Genomic DNA, 15,751 nt, shown 5'->3' on the forward strand with positions numbered 1-15,751 from the left:
GTTAAAAACGCTAACCGTTCATTACGGCAGGTGCGATGATCTGCACCATCAGCACCGCTAAATAGGCCACACCAAGTGGTGCAAATGCCGCCTTGAACACCCCTAAAGCGACTATCAGCACGGTTATCGTCATGATAACCTTCACCCCTTCGCTAATCGCGAAAAACCATGCAATCCGTACTGGAACGCCTTCTTCCTTTACCTTTTGGAAGCGGCTAAGCAGCATAAAAATGACATTTGGTAGCCAACATGCCAACCCGCCGGCAAAAGCAGAAACGCCCCACTCTATACTTTTGGTACAAAAAGCTACACTGAGAATAACAAAAGTCATTAACTGCAAAAATAACAGTTTCAGTGCCGTTCTACCGCTGTAAAGGGATACAGACATGACTTTTGTTTTCTCCCTGTGGTACACCATCACATATCAGGCTTTACTGAATGTTGTATAAAACTGGCTTTGCTTAAGAGTGTCAAGTGACAAAAACGTGCAAATTATACGGGCAGCCAAAATGAATTCAATCCATAAGTAGCGAAAAAGTGAATAATTATTTAAATTTCTAACTTTGCTGCTAGATCGCTCACAAATACCATTTAATATTCTGTCATGGCTAAGGGTACAGACTCAAAATTAAACGTGATGCACATCACATCAAACAAAAACCATTAATTATATTTATCATTAAATATATGATAAAAATCTTTTATTTTTTCTACTGAAAATCAACCAATTAATATTACACCTATAAAGTTTCATCTGATATACCGATAAAAAAGATTCAATGATTATTTTACTCACTTTCTCCAACGTTTATTTATGAAGAAAATCGATAACTATCTTTAAAAAGAGAAATTCTACCAATATAAAAATAACGTTGGTTTTCTGTGAATCATCAGTAAATAAAGTTTAGCCTATGGAAGGAAATAATTAGTAACGCCCGTTACATTTTAAATGTCATCAGCGTCACTAATTATTTAGATTTTTATTGACAAATAACAAAGTTAGTTTGACTTAAGGATTACCAAATGACGTTGCTCATCCAACTCTGCAACTTGGAGAGGAATCACGGTGTCGAGCACAATCCCCATTGGTAATTGAACCAATTCATCTTCCGGTAATACGCCTTTCAAGGCATAAAAACGCCCTTCAGAGGGTTTGGGAAGATGACTGCACCATGACAGCATGTCTTGCAGTGAAGCAAATGCGCGGCTAATCACCCCATCAAACAGAGGCTCAGGGATAAATTCTTCAACCCGACTCTGTACTGGTTCAATATTGGTCAAACCCAGTTCATGCTGAACCTGACGTAAAAAGCGCACACGTTTCCCCAAACTGTCCAATAAAGTGAAATGGGAATCTGGACGTACAATGGCCAGCGGGATGCCTGGCAAGCCAGGCCCTGTTCCCACATCAATAAATCGCGTTCCGTGCAGGAATGGATTAACGACGATGCTGTCGATAATATGACGAACCAGCATCTGTTGCGGATCACGGACAGAGGTCAGGTTATAGGCCTTGTTCCACTTATTCAGCATGTCAACATAGGCGACGAGCTGCTGTTTTTGTCCCAGTGATAACTCAATGTCCGCTTTCGCCAGCAGTGATTCCAATTTGTTAAGCAAAATCTGTCCCCTTAGGCGCTACGACGCAATAGACCTTGTTTTTTCAGCCATACCAGCAAAATAGAAATGGCGGCCGGAGTGATGCCTGAAATACGTGAAGCCTGACCAATTGAGCTTGGTTTATGATCATTCAGTTTTGCAATCACCTCATTGGAAAGCCCGCTTACTTGTTGATAATCCAAATCAACCGGCAATGCGGTATTTTCATTACGCAATTGCTTTTCGATCTCTTCTTGCTGACGAGCAATGTAGCCTTCGTACTTCACTTGAATTTCAACTTGATCCGCCGCTTGAAGTTCAGTCAGTCCTGGTGCAAAACGGGGTAAGGATGTCAGCAATTCATAATTCATCTCAGGACGACGCAGCAAATCTTCACCATTGGCTTCTTTTGACAACGGTGTTTTCAGCATCTGGTTGATACCCCCTAAGTGATCAGAGTGAGGATGTACCCAGATATTACGCAGGCGCTGGCGTTCTTGCTCGATCATGTCAACTTTGCGGCAATAATGTTCCCAACGGAGATCATCAACCAGACCCAGTTTACGGCCTTGTTCAGTCAGGCGCAGATCCGCATTATCTTCACGCAACATCAAACGATATTCAGCGCGGGATGTGAACATGCGATACGGTTCTTTCGTGCCGAGTGTGCACAGATCATCGACCAATACGCCAATATAAGCCTGATCACGGCGTGGGAACCAACCTTCTTCACCATTGGCATAACGTGCCGCGTTGAGACCCGCCAGTAGTCCTTGTGCCGCCGCTTCTTCATATCCAGTGGTGCCGTTGATCTGACCGGCAAAGAACAAGCCGTGAATAAATTTACTTTCCAGGGTTTGTTTTAAATCACGCGGATCGAAGAAGTCATACTCGATCGCATAACCGGGACGAATGATGCGGGCATTCTCCATGCCTTTCATGGAGTGAACAATTTGCATCTGAACATCAAATGGCAGGCTGGTCGAAATCCCATTCGGATAGATTTCATTACTGGTCAGCCCCTCTGGTTCCAGGAAGATCTGGTGAGCATTACGATCCGCAAAACGCATGACTTTGTCTTCAATGGAAGGGCAGTAACGCGGGCCGATCCCTTCGATGATCCCGGCATACATTGGGCTGCGATCCAAGTTATTGCGGATCACTTCATGGGTTTTTTCATTGGTATGGGTGATGTAGCACGGGATCTGGCGTGGATGTTGATCAACGTGGCCCATGAATGAAAATACGGGTGTCGGATTATCGCCAAGTTGCTGTTCAAGCTGGCTAAAATCAATGGTTAGTGCATCAATGCGCGGGGGTGTACCGGTTTTCAGGCGAGCGACGCGCAAAGGCAGTTCACGCAAACGGTGAGACAAGGAGATCGCAGGAGGATCCCCGGCCCGTCCTCCACTGTAGTTTTCCAATCCGATATGGATTTTGCCATCAAGGAAAGTCCCTACGGTCAGAACTACGGATTTAGCTTTAAATTTCAATCCCATGCGAGTAACAACACCGGTCACAGTGTCGTTTTCAACAATGAGATCTTCTACGGGTTGCTGGAAGATCATTAAATTAGGCTGATTTTCCAGTGCCGTTCTTACAGCTTGTCGGTAAAGTACTCGATCCGCTTGTGCTCGCGTTGCCCGAACTGCCGGGCCTTTGCTGGCATTGAGTGTTCTGAACTGAATACCGGCTTGATCCGTGGCTTTCGCCATCAGACCACCAAGTGCATCGATCTCTTTTACCAGATGCCCTTTACCGATCCCACCAATGGCTGGATTACATGACATCTGGCCCAAAGTATCAATATTGTGAGTCAGTAATAAGGTTTGACGTCCCATACGTGCGGAGGCCATCGCCGCTTCAGTACCGGCATGACCCCCGCCGATAATAATGACGTCAAAGTGCTCTGGATAAAACATGTGCGAACCTTCAATAGTGAGAATGCTTCATATGCATTGGGGAGAGAATTCTACTCAAGTTTGGACCTCAGACCAAGAGGTGAGAGATCGTCGTTAATTAAAAGAAGATCTTTTTATTTAAAGATCTCTTTATTGGATCTTTTATTAGGATCGCGATCATCTGTGGATAAGTGAATTTTCCATATAAAGATCATGATGCTGTAAAGGATCATTTGCTGTGAATGATCCGTGATCCAACTCAGTATAAGCTGGGATCTAAAAGCCTAGTTATTCACAGGCATTCGATTTTGGCTAGGTTATTAAATGGATAACTACGGGTTAACCCCTGCTTTTTAGACAAGTTATCCACAGTTGATCGTTATATTTTTAATCGGATCAGAGTAACTTTGACCACTCTTTAACCCATTCTTCGGCCGGATCTTCGGGAATTTCGTGTTGCTGAATGTCGATTTCCAATCGATCGCCGATCCGTTTTGCGCCGTGATCCTCTAATAAACGCTCCAGTGATCTTATTGCGCCACAGAATGTGTCATATTCGGAACTGCCGATACCAACTGCACCAAATGTGATATTGCTGAGATCGGGTTGCTGTTGTGTGATCGCATCAGCCAGTGGCTGGAGGTTATCAGGTAAATCCCCAGCACCGTGCGTTGAAGTCACCACAAGCCACAATCCTGCAAGGGGAAGATCTTCCAATGAGGGACCATGAAGCATCTCTGTTGAAAAGCCGTCATTTTCTAAGATCTCAGCCATATGTTCTGCGACATATTCAGCGCTACCCAGTGTACTGCCGCTGATTAAGGTAATTGTGCTCATCATGATCCTTGCTAACTTAAAGAGCAACTATTGTACGCTGTGAATCTGTTGGGATCTACCTGTGGATAATGGGGTTAACGGGTTTTTCGCCTTAAGGTTTTATTGTCCTCATGATCGGGTTTTGCAGCGAGATCAACGTCTCCGTTGACTGTATTTCGTCAATCGTCTGGATCTTGTTGATAAGTACGTCCTGGAGGGATTCTATGGATCGGCACATAACTTTAATGAAGATGCTGTAGTGCCCTGTGGTGTAATAAACTTCAACAACTTCATCCAGCATATCGAGCTTTTTCAGTGCGGACGGATAGTCTTTGGCGCTTTTTAATATGATGCCGATAAAGCAGCACACATCGAACCCCAGTTGTTTCGCACTAATATCAACCCGTGTCCCCGTGATGATCCCTGACTGTTTCATTTTTTCCACACGGACATGAATTGTCCCCGGACTGACTGCGAATTTTTTGGCTAATTCGGCATAAGGTGTACGTGCGTTTTCCATTAATGCGTGAAGTATGTCACGGTCTAAATTATCGATCTGATAAATTTCTGCCATTTCCAACCCCTTTTTTTGAATAATATTCATTTTTATAGTGTAAAAATTATCGTTTATAAATCTTATTCCCTATTTTTATTATTAGATATTGAATTTGTACCCCGTTTTGTTGCTTAATCTATATCAACAGGACACAGGGCCACTAAAAATTTGAGAGCAGCATCATGAAAACATCCTTTATTGAAAAGCAACAGCAGATTAGTTTTGTTAAATCGTACTTTTCCCGTCTGTTAGAGAAACAACTTGGTCTAATCGAAGTTCAAGGACCTATCTTGAGCCGTCTTGGTGATGGGACTCAGGACAACTTGTCTGGCCATGAAAAAGCGGTTCAGGTGAAAGTGAAAACTTTGCCGGAAGCGACATTTGAAGTGGTTCATTCTCTGGCGAAATGGAAACGTAAGACATTAGGCCGCTTTGGTTTTCAAGCTGAACAAGGATTGTATACTCATATGAAAGCCTTGCGTCCTGACGAAGATCGCTTGACGCCTATCCATTCTGTTTTTGTTGACCAGTGGGATTGGGAAAAAGTGATGGGTGAAGGTCAGCGTTCACTCGATTATTTAAAACAGACAGTAGGTAAAATCTACGAAGCAATAAAAGAAACACAACAAGCAGTAAGTAAGGAATTTGGTCTGGCACCGTTCCTGCCAGATCAAATTCACTTCATCCACAGTGAAGAGCTTCTGCAACGTTACCCCTCTCTGGATGCGAAAGGTCGTGAGCGTGAAGCTGCCAAAGAGTTTGGTGCCATTTTCCTGATGGGCATTGGTGGTAAGTTGTCTGATGATCAGGCACATGATGTGCGCGCGCCGGATTATGACGATTGGACGACACCAAACAGCGATGGTTTCTTTGGTTTGAACGGTGACATTATTGTCTGGAACCCAGTTTTGCAGGATGCCTTTGAAATTTCTTCAATGGGTATCCGTGTTGATGCAGAGGCACTGAAACACCAGCTTGCACTGACGGGTGATGAAGATCGTCTGCAATATGATTGGCATCAGGCACTGCTCAAAGGTGATATGCCACAATCTATCGGTGGTGGCATCGGGCAATCCCGTTTGGTGATGTTGCTGCTGCAAATGGCACATATCGGTCAGGTTCAGTGCGGTGTTTGGTCACCAGAAATCATCGAATCTGTTGAAGGTGTACTCTAGGTTTTCATTGAGTCAGTTTTAATTTTGCCACCTTCTCCGTAAACGGCTTGTCATCCCGGTATCAAAGCGCCAGATATGGTCAAATATCTGCATGATACCGGGTTTTCCATAATGGGAAAGGGAGACCGCATGGAAGCGGTGTTGTTGGTGCTGTTGCAGATTTTTTATCTGATGGATTAGGGAACCCGGCAAACGTTGGGCAATGAAATCTGAAATAACAACAGCATCGGCATCTTGCCAAATGTTTTCTTTCATTTTTTCAACGGTGGCATTTAAACAGGATGCCAGATCGGTTCCTCCCTTAAATGTTTGCCCCAGAAAATGCGTCGCTTGAGTCAGTCCATCCGGTGATGTTAAGTCATAGTGGACGAGTTCTGTTGAGAACAACATGATGTGACAGTGGCGATTATCTGCCAACGCAATGCGCATCAACGCCAGACAAAATGCTTTTGCACACTGTTCATTGAATCCGCCCATGGAGCCTGACGTATCGACGCAAACAATAAAAGGTCCCCTGGGCTGTTTTTCATTGTGGTGATGTATAACCGGTTTGAGTGTGGTTCTGGGTTGCCAATCGTCCCCTTGCAGGCGATAGGACAGTAGTTTTTTCTCCATCAGCCGCCGATAAAACTCGTATTCTAGCTCTTCAATGCCCAGCATAGCCATCTCTGTAGGTAATAACCTCAAGATATCGTCACTTTGTCTAATCCCACTAATTTGTTCAGGCAAGGTATCTGGCACTCTTTCGAGTTGGGTGAAGGGTTCTAATACCGGACTGTCTTTGGGAATGGATTTCGCGGTCTGACTGCGCCCAAGTAATTGTGCCAGTTTTTCCAACTCAGGTTGCTGCTTGAGAACATCCGCATAGAGAGTAAAAAGTTGTCTATTTTGCGAAGTCAGGTGAAGTTGCCCTTTACTCATATCCCACAATCGACCTGCGGCACGATCATTGTGATCAAACAGGGGATCAAGGCTGCCGCTTAAGGTCAATGGCTTCTGGATCTTTGCGAGAAATTGCTCTTTTTCTTGTTCCAATAGTGCCTTGTTAAAGGTGGTTGCTTGCAGGATCAGGCTAAGGCGCCAGCGTTGCAGAAACAGCATGTGTCCTGAAGAGGTGTATTCAGAGAGCGCTTTGGACAGGGTATTGGCTTCATTGGCAAAGGGAGAGGCGAGATGTTGAAGTTTCTCCACGATATCAGGTAACTGTTGATAGAAATCGGTCGTATCAATTAACTGGGTATGTTGGTATAACTGAAACTCTTCGGCTAATGGTGCAGGGATCAGCGTCTCTTTGATCCTCTGCTGCAATGTTTGCTGCCATGCCGGCAGATCTTTCAATAATGCGCGTTTAAGCCTTGGGAAATTTCCAAAGAAAATAACCAATTGAGGGGAGCCTAACAGCGCCAAGATGATCTCTTCGATCAGCTCGCCTTCATTGATGGAAAGCAAGAGATCGAGTGTGGCCAGCGTTAACATGTTGCTCTCCCGGACGTCGGGTGGGTTTTCCATTATGGAGCATGCAGTAATATTGTCGAAATAGCCATGTTCTTTGTGAACAATACCCATAAAATTTAGCTATCCCTTTTATATTCTTTGGTAAACATTATGAATTATGGCAGTACTTGGTGGGGAAAGCAGTGGCTGAACTCCCTGACGAATATCGATTATGATAGCCGCCTGCCGCGTGGGCGAACTTATGCCAATAAAGGCGCGGTTAAAAATCTGACATTGAAAGGGGGTATCTTGCGGGCCAAAGTGCAAGGTTCTCGCTCATCGCCTTATCAGGTCTCAATTCAGGTTCCTCCACTGGCCCAGACGCAAGCCGAACGGCTGCTTGACGCATTAGTTGACGATCCGGGTGTGATTGCCCGCTTGCTCAATCGAGAATTAGATCCTTCGGTGCTAGATCTAGCCAAGCGTTTGGGTATTGCTCTCTTTCCCTCCCAATGGAGAGATTTGGCGATGCAATGTTCTTGCCCTGATTGGGCGGTACCTTGTAAGCATCTGGCGGCAACGATTTATCTGGTTAGTCGTGAAATCGACGGCAATCCTTTTCTGGTGTTCTCCCTGCGTGGCGTGGATCTTATCCAGCAACTAAAAGCACGGGAGATCCATATTGAGCGCGAGGTGAAGGTCAATGTGCCGCGCCTGTCGGACTTGTTGCTTGCGGGTGGAACGCCGGAGGAGGACACTCTGCCGGACCCGATGGCACTGGAAACACTCGTTTATGCGGATTTACCGGCGCTGTCTGAGACGCTGTTGGCCGTATTGCCAACTCAGACCGCTTTCTTCCCTGACGGCGATCTGCGCAAGGTAATGCAACGAGTACTGACACGGGTCGCCAAGTATGCCCGCAGGACACTGGACGGCAAGATTTTTCTGGAGACGCCCATCGTCACTTTATCCGCCTCCCACCAGCCCCGTATCACTCTCAATCGGGAGGGACACGCCATTATCAGCGGTGTCGACGGATTGCATTCCATTGCAGAGCTGGATAGCGCGCTGGCACACCTTACGCCCGCAGACTTGCCGGACAGGCAATCAGAGGTAGCCGCGCTGTTCCACCTGCGCATGATGTCTTTGCATCTGTTGGCTCAAGGCGCGGTTGTACCACAGGTGTTTATGGTGGAACCCGATGTCTTGGGAGTGCGTTGGTTGCCAGCCATGCTTGATAATCGGGTTGCTGAACAGATGCAGCGACTGGCCAGAGGCCTGCCGTCACAACTGGCCGTGCTGAGTCCAAATCAGCCTATTTCACCGATGATGCAGGCCAACGCGCTATGTTCAGTATTCCTCGGTTATTACCTGCGATTTGCGTCGAACTATGTCAAAGAGAAGCCGAATGGTAATAAAATCCTGTCCCTGTTATTCAGTGCCGAACCGAAAAATTTCGCGGGTTCAGGGGAAAGCGCCATTGGTCCGGCTTTACAGGCTTGGCTTGCCCGTTATCACTTGGCCGAACGGGACTATACCCCCGTATTGAGCTTGGATGAAGGCGAGCGTGGTGATTTCGAGGTGGGGCTGGCCATTCAACCTACATCAGCCTTATTGACGCCTCCGGTTCCTCTGCACAGTGTGCTGACCGAGGAAGAGTGGGGCCAGACGCGCTTTGGCGCCTTGCAAACGGTCGTTCTGCTGGCCGAGTTTTTCCCGCCTCTTAACGATTATTTGCGGCAAGGGGCACGCTCTCCCATTATTCTGACGGCTGAACAATTACCTGCGTTATTGTTTGACACATTGCCTGCCATTCAGTTGCTTGGCATTCGCACTTTGTTGCCCAAGACGCTGGAACGACTGTTACGCCCGAGGCTTTCAATGAATGTATCCAGCCAAACCCAAGGGTTGGGATGCAGTCAATTGAGCGCCGACGATATCTTTGATTTCGATTGGCGGATAGCGTTGGGTGGGCATTATCTGACGCGTGCCGAGTTCGAGCAATTGGTTCAAGGTGCAATGGGCGTGGTGTATTTCAAAGGAGAATACATCTATCTCGACCCGGAAGAAATTGCGAGCTTGCAAGCCCAGTTGGATCGCCCCCCTAAGCTGTCAGGTTCTGAACTGTTGCGCACCGCGTTGGCTGGCGAATATGCAGGTACACCCGTGCAGCTCGATGATAACATGCTACAGTTGCTGATCGAGTTGCGAGAGGCGGGCGAGGTGCCCTTACCGCATGGCCTCAATGCCACCTTGCGTCCGTATCAGCAACGCGGCTACGCTTGGATGTTGCGTAACCTACAAGTCGGATTCGGCAGCGTCATCGCGGATGACATGGGGCTTGGCAAAACGCTGCAAGTGATCACCACTTTGCTTAAGCTCAAGCAGGACGGCGACTTAGAGCAGGCTAAGGCACTGATAGTGGTTCCCACCAGTTTACTGACCAATTGGCAGAAGGAAATCGCGCGTTTTGCACCATCGCTCACTATCGGCGTATTTCATGGCAGCAAACGAGGGTTGTCCGGCGAACGGCCAGATATCTTACTGACTACCTACGGTATTGCCCGTAGCGCAGCGACCACGCTCAGAGCTTTATCCTGGCGGGTACTGGTGGTGGATGAGGCGCAGAATATCAAGAACCCGTCAGCCGCGCAGACCAAGGCGATCAAGGCCATCCCTGCTGCCGGTTATATCGCCATGAGCGGTACTCCGGTTGAAAACCGTCTGTCTGAATACTGGAGCTTGATGGACTTCGTCAATCGCGGTTATTTGGGTACACTCAAACGTTTCGAGAAAGAATACACCACACCGATCCAGATTGACCGCGACCGACAGGTAGCGGAACGCTTCCAGCGTGTCACCGCGCCCTTTCTCTTGCGCCGCCTGAAGTCCGATCGCAATGTGATCAGTGATCTGCCTGACAAGATCGAGCTTGATCAATACTGCGCCTTGACGGCAACACAAACCGCACTGTACGAATCGGTGGTGCGCGAAGGTTTGAAGACGCTTGAAGACGAAGCAGATCAATTTAAACGTCAGGGTTTGGTATTACAAATGATTCTGGCTCTGAAGCAAATTTGTAACCATCCAGCTCAGTACCTGAAACAACCTGCTGGCGATGCCTTGGCCTCCGGCAAACTGGAACGCTTGTTCGATCTGCTCGACGATTTACACGCCAGCCATGAGAAGACCCTCATTTTTACCCAATTCCGTGAGATGGGAGAATTGCTTGCCCATTGGTTGCAGAAGCGCTACGGGCAGGCACCGATGTTCCTGCATGGCGGCCTGTCTCGCCCCAAACGCGACAAAATGGTGGAGCGATTTCAGACCGACCGCACTGAACGAGTATTCCTGCTGTCCCTTAAGGCCGGCGGTACAGGGCTTAACCTGACTGCAGCCTCAAACGTGATTCACTTCGACTTATGGTGGAACCCCGCGGTGGAGGCGCAAGCCACCGACCGTGCCTATCGTATTGGCCAACAGCGCAATGTGCAGGTGCACCGTTTTATAACCAGTGCCACCTTTGAAGAGCGCATCAACGAGATGATCCAACGCAAGCGCGAGTTGTCGGATATGGTGGTGGGTAGCGGAGAGCAGTGGATAGGCAACCTGGATACGCAAGAGCTTAGGGAGCTGTTTGCGCTGGCGTGATGTGAAGCCTGTTATCTGGGCACACGGACTACGTTGTTGGCAACGAACCGTGTGCCCTTTTCATTTCACTCTCCCATTTTGGATCTCAATTGTTGCAGTTTTTCCGTTAATTGAAGAAAACTCTGTTCAATGCTGGCAAGCCAATGTGCTTCGATAAATAAACAGGGTTGATGCTGACTAAACAAATTGCGTTGTTGTTGAATTTCATCGCGAATGGATAGCAGCTTTTCATTCCATTCGGTATTGGATTCTTCTGGCATTACCGATTTTTTCCCCGTTTGGCAGAGAACGGCACTATTACGGCTGATATCCAGCACGGTAAGCTGATTTTTTTCGTTGATTTCTGCTGTGAGGGTTTGCGGGAAACCAATACCATTTAAGCTGGCAGAGAGTTTTCCGGTATTATTTTTTAGGGTGTTTTCCAGTGACTTTTTCTCTATTTCGATGAAATTGACTTCAATATCATGCAGGTGTAGCGAGGGATGTAAAAACAGCGTCAGTTTTTCACCTGCGATATCTGCGGGCAGTGAATAAAGGGTTTTACGGCCAAACAAAGCGGTTTTGGTGATGAATTGTAAAGGACGATGGTCATTTTTATCTTGGGTGGATTGTACCCACTGTTGGTATAGTTTCTCCATTTTCTGCATAAGGGAATGTTGTCGGTAGGCTTGCTCTGTTAATAACGTATGCAGGAATTGGGGCAGAAGTTTTAAGGTGTTTAAGTCGTGCCACAGGCAATCTTTTAATAGCACGATATCTGGCGGGGATATCTCATTTCTCCCGCTGAAAAGTGCGCTAGCCCGCAGCAGTCGAATCGATTTTTTCCAACGACGATCTGAGACATCTGCCGTATTGCCGGCAGCATTTATTTGCTGGCGGAGTTGGTAAACCAGCTCGAAAATATGATCTGGCAGGGAAACATGGCTGATCTTGCCTTGCCATTGATAAAACTCGTCATCGGTAATTTGAATATGGGCAGGCACGGGATTGTTATTTTCGTTATTCTGGTCAGTCAGTAAGGCGCGAAAATTTTTCTTTTCCTGAATCTTGTCCAGCCAGAGCCGAATCAACATGCGATCGTAGAGTGCTTCCAGACTGTTATCACTGTCCGGGAGTTCATTGGATGCGGTAACCAGTAAACGCATCGGTAATTGTTCTTCCTGATTACCATTCCTGAATTTTTTTTCATTGATCGCCGTAAGGAGCGTATTCAGAATGGCGGGGCCTGCTTTCCAAATCTCATCCAGAAAAACGATTTCAGCTTCGGGTAAATAGCCTTCGGTAAGGCGTTGGTAACGCCCTTCATCTTTGAGTGCTTGAATGGAAAGGGGGCCGAAGATCTCTTCTGGGGTGGAAAAACGGGTCATCAGGTACTCAAAAGCGCGTGCGTTTTGAAAGGAAAACTTGAGGCGACGCGCGATAAGGCTTTTGGCTATTCCCGGAGGTCCAAGAAGAAAAACGCTCTCTCCACATAAGGCAGCCAGCAAGCACAAACGAATGGCTTGTCGCCTTTCATATAAGCCTCTTTCCAGATATTGACCTAACTGGGATATTTTTTCGACCAATTGCATCTTATTTACACCTTGGCTCGTTTAGTTACTTACCTTTATTTATAGATAAAAATCACTCTATGCAAAGATTTTGGTCAGGCAGCCGGTAAAGAAGATGCGTTAGTTGTCGGTTTAATGGCACTACAGATGCTCTTAAGTCTGTACAAAACGGTAAATTGGGGGCAATGATCGTACAGCGTCCAGATCAAGTTGGTATCATCGGCGTTCAGACTGTGGACAAAGTATTTTATACAGGAATAAATGTAATGAGCATGGCAAAACTTGTCGTAATGGGCAGCATCAATGCAGATCACATATTGAATCTCGAATCTTTTCCTCAACCAGGGGAAACAGTAAAAGGAGAACAGTATCGGGTTGCATTTGGAGGCAAGGGAGCAAATCAGGCCGTTGCTGCTGGTCGCTGTGGTGCTGATATTACATTTATTGCTTGTGTCGGCCAAGATGATATCGGTGAGCGTATTCGCCAACAGTTGGCGAAAGATAACATCAATACCTCGTCAATTGAGGCTATTAAAGGGGAGTCAACGGGCGTTGCTCTGATTTTTGTCAATCAGCAGGGTGAAAATGTCATTGGCATTAATGCAGGGGCAAATGGGAGGTTAACTCCAGATTATTTCCTCCGTCATGACCAAACGGTCAAAGAAGCTGATACCTTGTTATTGCAGCTTGAAACGCCATTAGAAACGGTGCAACTTGCTGCTGAAACAGCCAAAAAACACCATGTTAAAGTGATTTTGAATCCAGCACCTGCACAGCCAATCTCCGATCAGCTACTTTCGCTGGTGGATATTATCACGCCGAATGAAACCGAAGCGGAGTACTTGACGGGTATTGCCGTAACAGATGATGTTGGAGCGGAAAAAGCCGCTTGGGCTTTACATGATAAGGGAATAGAAACGGTCATTATCACATTGGGTAGCCGAGGGGTATGGCTGAGTGAGAAAGGTAAAGAAGGAAAAATTGTTCCCGGATTTAGCGTAAAAGCGATCGATACCATTGCAGCAGGGGATACTTTTAATGGCGCCTTGGTAACGGGATTGCTGGAAGGAAAAGAGATGTTGTCGGCAATCCGCTTTGCTCATGCGGCGGCTGCGATAACTGTGACGCGTCAGGGAGCACAGCCTTCGGTTCCGTGGCGCAATGAAATTGATGCTTTTCTCTCTGAACAGGATTAACCGTGGCTACGATGAAGGACGTTGCTCGTCTGGCGGGCGTATCAACTTCAACATGTTGTAGCCAGCCGTTAACAGGATCATTTATTCTTAATTAAATTATTACCGTCTTCTGTATTCAGTAATAGAAAAACAGTAGAAGAAATTAAGGTAATCACGCCCATCGTAATCAAAGTATAGTGGAAATGGCTTATGGCTGAACCACATTCCGTTGATTCATAAAATCGCAGAATTGCCGCACTGATGGTCACCCCAAAACTAATGGATAACTGTTGAGTTACTGCTAGCAGGCTGTTACCGGCACTTGCATTGCCATCATTCAGATCCCCCAAAGTGATGGTATTCATCGCGGTGAACTGTGTGGACATGGCGATTCCTAATATAAAAAGAGGAATTATCAAAAATGCGATGGGGAGTTCCGGTGTCTGTAGCGAAAATTGTGAAATCGTCATACCAATAATAATTGTGACCCAAATGAGTGTATTTCGATATCCAAAGCGGGTCAGTATGTTAGTCACAAAAGACTTGGCTAAAATTGAACCCATTGCGTTTGGTGCCATCATTATTCCGGCAATCATTGCTGAAAATCCAAACCCCACTTGCAGCATCAAAGGAATAATAAATGAAAGTGATCCAGTACTTAGCCGAGTAGCAATATTGCTGGCAATGCCAACTGAAAAGGTACGTGTTTGGAATAGTTGGAGGTTAATGAGGGGGTTTGAGTGTCTTTTTGCATGAAAGATATACCCCAATAGCATAACAATACCGCCAGAAAATAAAGCGAGCGGAATATAGCCAGAGAAGGCGTGATCCCCAAATAAATCAAAGCTGACTGAAATCATCACCAAGCCTAAGCTAAACAATATGAATCCCAGAAAATCGAAAGGGCATTTGGGCATCGTTAAGTTGGGCATATTCTTACTGGCGTAAATGATACCCAATAATCCAATGGGAATATTGATGATGAAGATCCAATGCCATGTTGCATAGGTGACTAACAATCCTCCAAACATTGGACCCAAAATTGGTCCTAATAACCCAGGCATGGTGACAAAATTCAAAACAGGTAACAGTTCGCTACGCGGATAGGTTCTTAGTAAAGCCAGACGAGCAACTGGCATCATCATAGCTCCGCCTATACCTTGAATAACGCGGGATATCACTAAGAAAGAGAGATTGTGCGACAGTGCACAAGCAAGTGAGCCTAAAGAAAAGAAGGAAACAGCATAAATAAATACCGTGCGAGTGCCAAATCTATCAGCGAGCCAACCGCTTACGGGAATTAGCATCGCTACCGTTAAAGTATAGCTGACTATGGCGGACTGCATTGCCAGTGGAGAATGTTGAAGACTTTTAGCCATCGCTGGTAGCGCGGTGTTAAGAATTGTGGCATCTAAAGACTGCATAAAAAAAGCCATGGCCGCAATCCAAGGTAACCCCGACATATTGCGTGCGGATTTGACCATTAGATATCCTGTTTATTTTTATGATAGTGAGTGAATACATAATATCTTACTACATCAAATTCAAACTATTTTTTGGTTATTAATAAAGCAAAAACTCCCTTTAAGGATAATTGACCGTTGTCGTAGTCAATTGAACAACAATCATTGTATGAGACATTGCCTTAATGATTGTTGCCTAATTCACCCATTTTAGAGTGGAAAAAATACATAATCACCATTTTTGTTGAAAAAAACCACGAACGGAAGAAAAATCAAAAAAAACTATTGCCAGCGCCGTAAAAGGTCCTATAATGCGCCACCACTGACCGACGCCAAGCTGAGAACAGCCGCGAAGGGAAGCGGAAAGAAAGCGAAAATAAACGCTTGACTCCGGAGGCAAAAAGCGTAAGATACGCAGCCTCGCAACCCGG

The 15,751-nt window shown here is 46.2% G+C and carries 13 protein-coding genes; 4 read left to right on the plus strand and 9 right to left on the minus strand.

The window, feature by feature from the left end:
* Nucleotides 1–10: 10 nt before the first annotated feature.
* The 5 genes from atpI to asnC all read right to left on the minus strand — a co-directional run bounded on the left by atpI (nucleotide 11) and on the right by asnC (nucleotide 4,890).
* Nucleotides 11–388 (minus strand): F0F1 ATP synthase subunit I, encoded by a 378-nt coding sequence (gene atpI, locus PSI15_RS10520; RefSeq protein ID WP_273583494.1) that lies wholly within the window; start codon nucleotides 386–388, stop codon nucleotides 11–13.
* A 611-nt stretch (nucleotides 389–999) separates the two neighbouring features.
* Nucleotides 1,000–1,620, minus strand: a complete 621-nt coding sequence (rsmG, locus tag PSI15_RS10525; RefSeq protein WP_273583495.1) for a 16S rRNA (guanine(527)-N(7))-methyltransferase RsmG — start codon at nucleotides 1,618–1,620, stop codon at nucleotides 1,000–1,002.
* 11 nt (nucleotides 1,621–1,631) lie between these two features.
* Nucleotides 1,632–3,521, minus strand: coding sequence for a tRNA uridine-5-carboxymethylaminomethyl(34) synthesis enzyme MnmG (mnmG, locus tag PSI15_RS10530; RefSeq protein ID WP_273583496.1), 1,890 nt, complete (start codon nucleotides 3,519–3,521; stop codon nucleotides 1,632–1,634).
* Nucleotides 3,522–3,896: 375 nt separating this feature from the next.
* Nucleotides 3,897–4,337: an FMN-binding protein MioC gene (mioC, locus tag PSI15_RS10535; RefSeq protein WP_045967720.1), complete on the minus strand. Its 441-nt coding sequence runs from the start codon at nucleotides 4,335–4,337 to the stop codon at nucleotides 3,897–3,899.
* A 91-nt stretch (nucleotides 4,338–4,428) separates the two neighbouring features.
* A complete protein-coding gene (gene asnC / locus PSI15_RS10540) occupies nucleotides 4,429–4,890 on the minus strand; it encodes a transcriptional regulator AsnC (RefSeq protein WP_273583497.1) in 462 nt (153 codons plus the stop codon).
* Between the two features lie 164 nt (nucleotides 4,891–5,054).
* Between asnC and asnA the strand changes: the two genes are divergently transcribed.
* Nucleotides 5,055–6,047: an aspartate--ammonia ligase gene (gene asnA / locus PSI15_RS10545; protein ID WP_273583498.1), complete on the plus strand. Its 993-nt coding sequence runs from the start codon at nucleotides 5,055–5,057 to the stop codon at nucleotides 6,045–6,047.
* A gap of 18 nt (nucleotides 6,048–6,065) precedes the next feature.
* Here asnA and viaA read toward each other — a convergent pair whose 3' ends face one another.
* Complete coding sequence (viaA, locus tag PSI15_RS10550; protein ID WP_273583499.1) at nucleotides 6,066–7,523, minus strand: ATPase RavA stimulator ViaA; 1,458 nt, start codon at nucleotides 7,521–7,523, stop codon at nucleotides 6,066–6,068.
* 117 nt (nucleotides 7,524–7,640) lie between these two features.
* Here viaA and PSI15_RS10555 point away from each other — a divergent pair, with 117 nt between their 5' ends.
* The gene (locus PSI15_RS10555) at nucleotides 7,641–11,132 is read left to right on the plus strand and encodes an SNF2-related protein (RefSeq protein ID WP_273583500.1); all 3,492 of its coding nucleotides are present in this window, start codon (nucleotides 7,641–7,643) and stop codon (nucleotides 11,130–11,132) included.
* Nucleotides 11,133–11,197: 65 nt separating this feature from the next.
* On the opposite strand, the gene ravA is transcribed toward PSI15_RS10555, so the two are convergent.
* Nucleotides 11,198–12,703, minus strand: a complete 1,506-nt coding sequence (gene ravA, locus PSI15_RS10560; protein ID WP_273583501.1) for an ATPase RavA — start codon at nucleotides 12,701–12,703, stop codon at nucleotides 11,198–11,200.
* A 245-nt stretch (nucleotides 12,704–12,948) separates the two neighbouring features.
* Between ravA and rbsK the strand changes: the two genes are divergently transcribed.
* Complete coding sequence (gene rbsK, locus PSI15_RS10565) at nucleotides 12,949–13,878, plus strand: ribokinase (RefSeq protein ID WP_273583502.1); 930 nt, start codon at nucleotides 12,949–12,951, stop codon at nucleotides 13,876–13,878.
* 2 nt (nucleotides 13,879–13,880) lie between these two features.
* Complete coding sequence (locus tag PSI15_RS18605) at nucleotides 13,881–13,973, plus strand: LacI family DNA-binding transcriptional regulator (RefSeq protein ID WP_443256087.1); 93 nt, start codon at nucleotides 13,881–13,883, stop codon at nucleotides 13,971–13,973.
* Here PSI15_RS18605 and mdtD read toward each other — a convergent pair.
* Together mdtD and PSI15_RS10575 are read right to left on the minus strand one after the other, a co-directional pair.
* The gene (mdtD, locus tag PSI15_RS10570) at nucleotides 13,956–15,341 is read right to left on the minus strand and encodes a multidrug transporter subunit MdtD (RefSeq protein ID WP_273583503.1); all 1,386 of its coding nucleotides are present in this window, start codon (nucleotides 15,339–15,341) and stop codon (nucleotides 13,956–13,958) included. The genes PSI15_RS18605 and mdtD overlap by 18 nt on opposite strands.
* A 211-nt stretch (nucleotides 15,342–15,552) precedes the next feature.
* The coding region (locus PSI15_RS10575) for a hypothetical protein (protein WP_273583504.1) at nucleotides 15,553–15,751 on the minus strand (199 nt) is incomplete at its 5' end.

Source organism: Xenorhabdus sp. PR6a (assembly GCF_028599065.1).
Lineage (GTDB): Bacteria > Pseudomonadota > Gammaproteobacteria > Enterobacterales > Enterobacteriaceae > Xenorhabdus > Xenorhabdus doucetiae.

Excerpts from the sequence above, each read along its gene's own strand:
- ravA (WP_273583501.1), bottom strand. The coding sequence starts at position 12,703 with ATGCAATTGGTCGAAAAAATATCCCAGTTAGGTCAATATCTGGAAAGA.
- rbsK (WP_273583502.1), top strand. The coding sequence starts at position 12,949 with ATGAGCATGGCAAAACTTGTCGTAATGGGCAGCATCAATGCAGATCAC.
- asnC (WP_273583497.1), bottom strand. The coding sequence starts at position 4,890 with ATGGCAGAAATTTATCAGATCGATAATTTAGACCGTGACATACTTCAC.
- mioC (WP_045967720.1), bottom strand. The coding sequence starts at position 4,337 with ATGAGCACAATTACCTTAATCAGCGGCAGTACACTGGGTAGCGCTGAA.
- mdtD (WP_273583503.1), bottom strand. The coding sequence starts at position 15,341 with ATGGTCAAATCCGCACGCAATATGTCGGGGTTACCTTGGATTGCGGCC.
- asnA (WP_273583498.1), top strand. The coding sequence starts at position 5,055 with ATGAAAACATCCTTTATTGAAAAGCAACAGCAGATTAGTTTTGTTAAA.
- atpI (WP_273583494.1), bottom strand. The coding sequence starts at position 388 with ATGTCTGTATCCCTTTACAGCGGTAGAACGGCACTGAAACTGTTATTT.
- viaA (WP_273583499.1), bottom strand. The coding sequence starts at position 7,523 with ATGTTAACGCTGGCCACACTCGATCTCTTGCTTTCCATCAATGAAGGC.
- mnmG (WP_273583496.1), bottom strand. The coding sequence starts at position 3,521 with ATGTTTTATCCAGAGCACTTTGACGTCATTATTATCGGCGGGGGTCAT.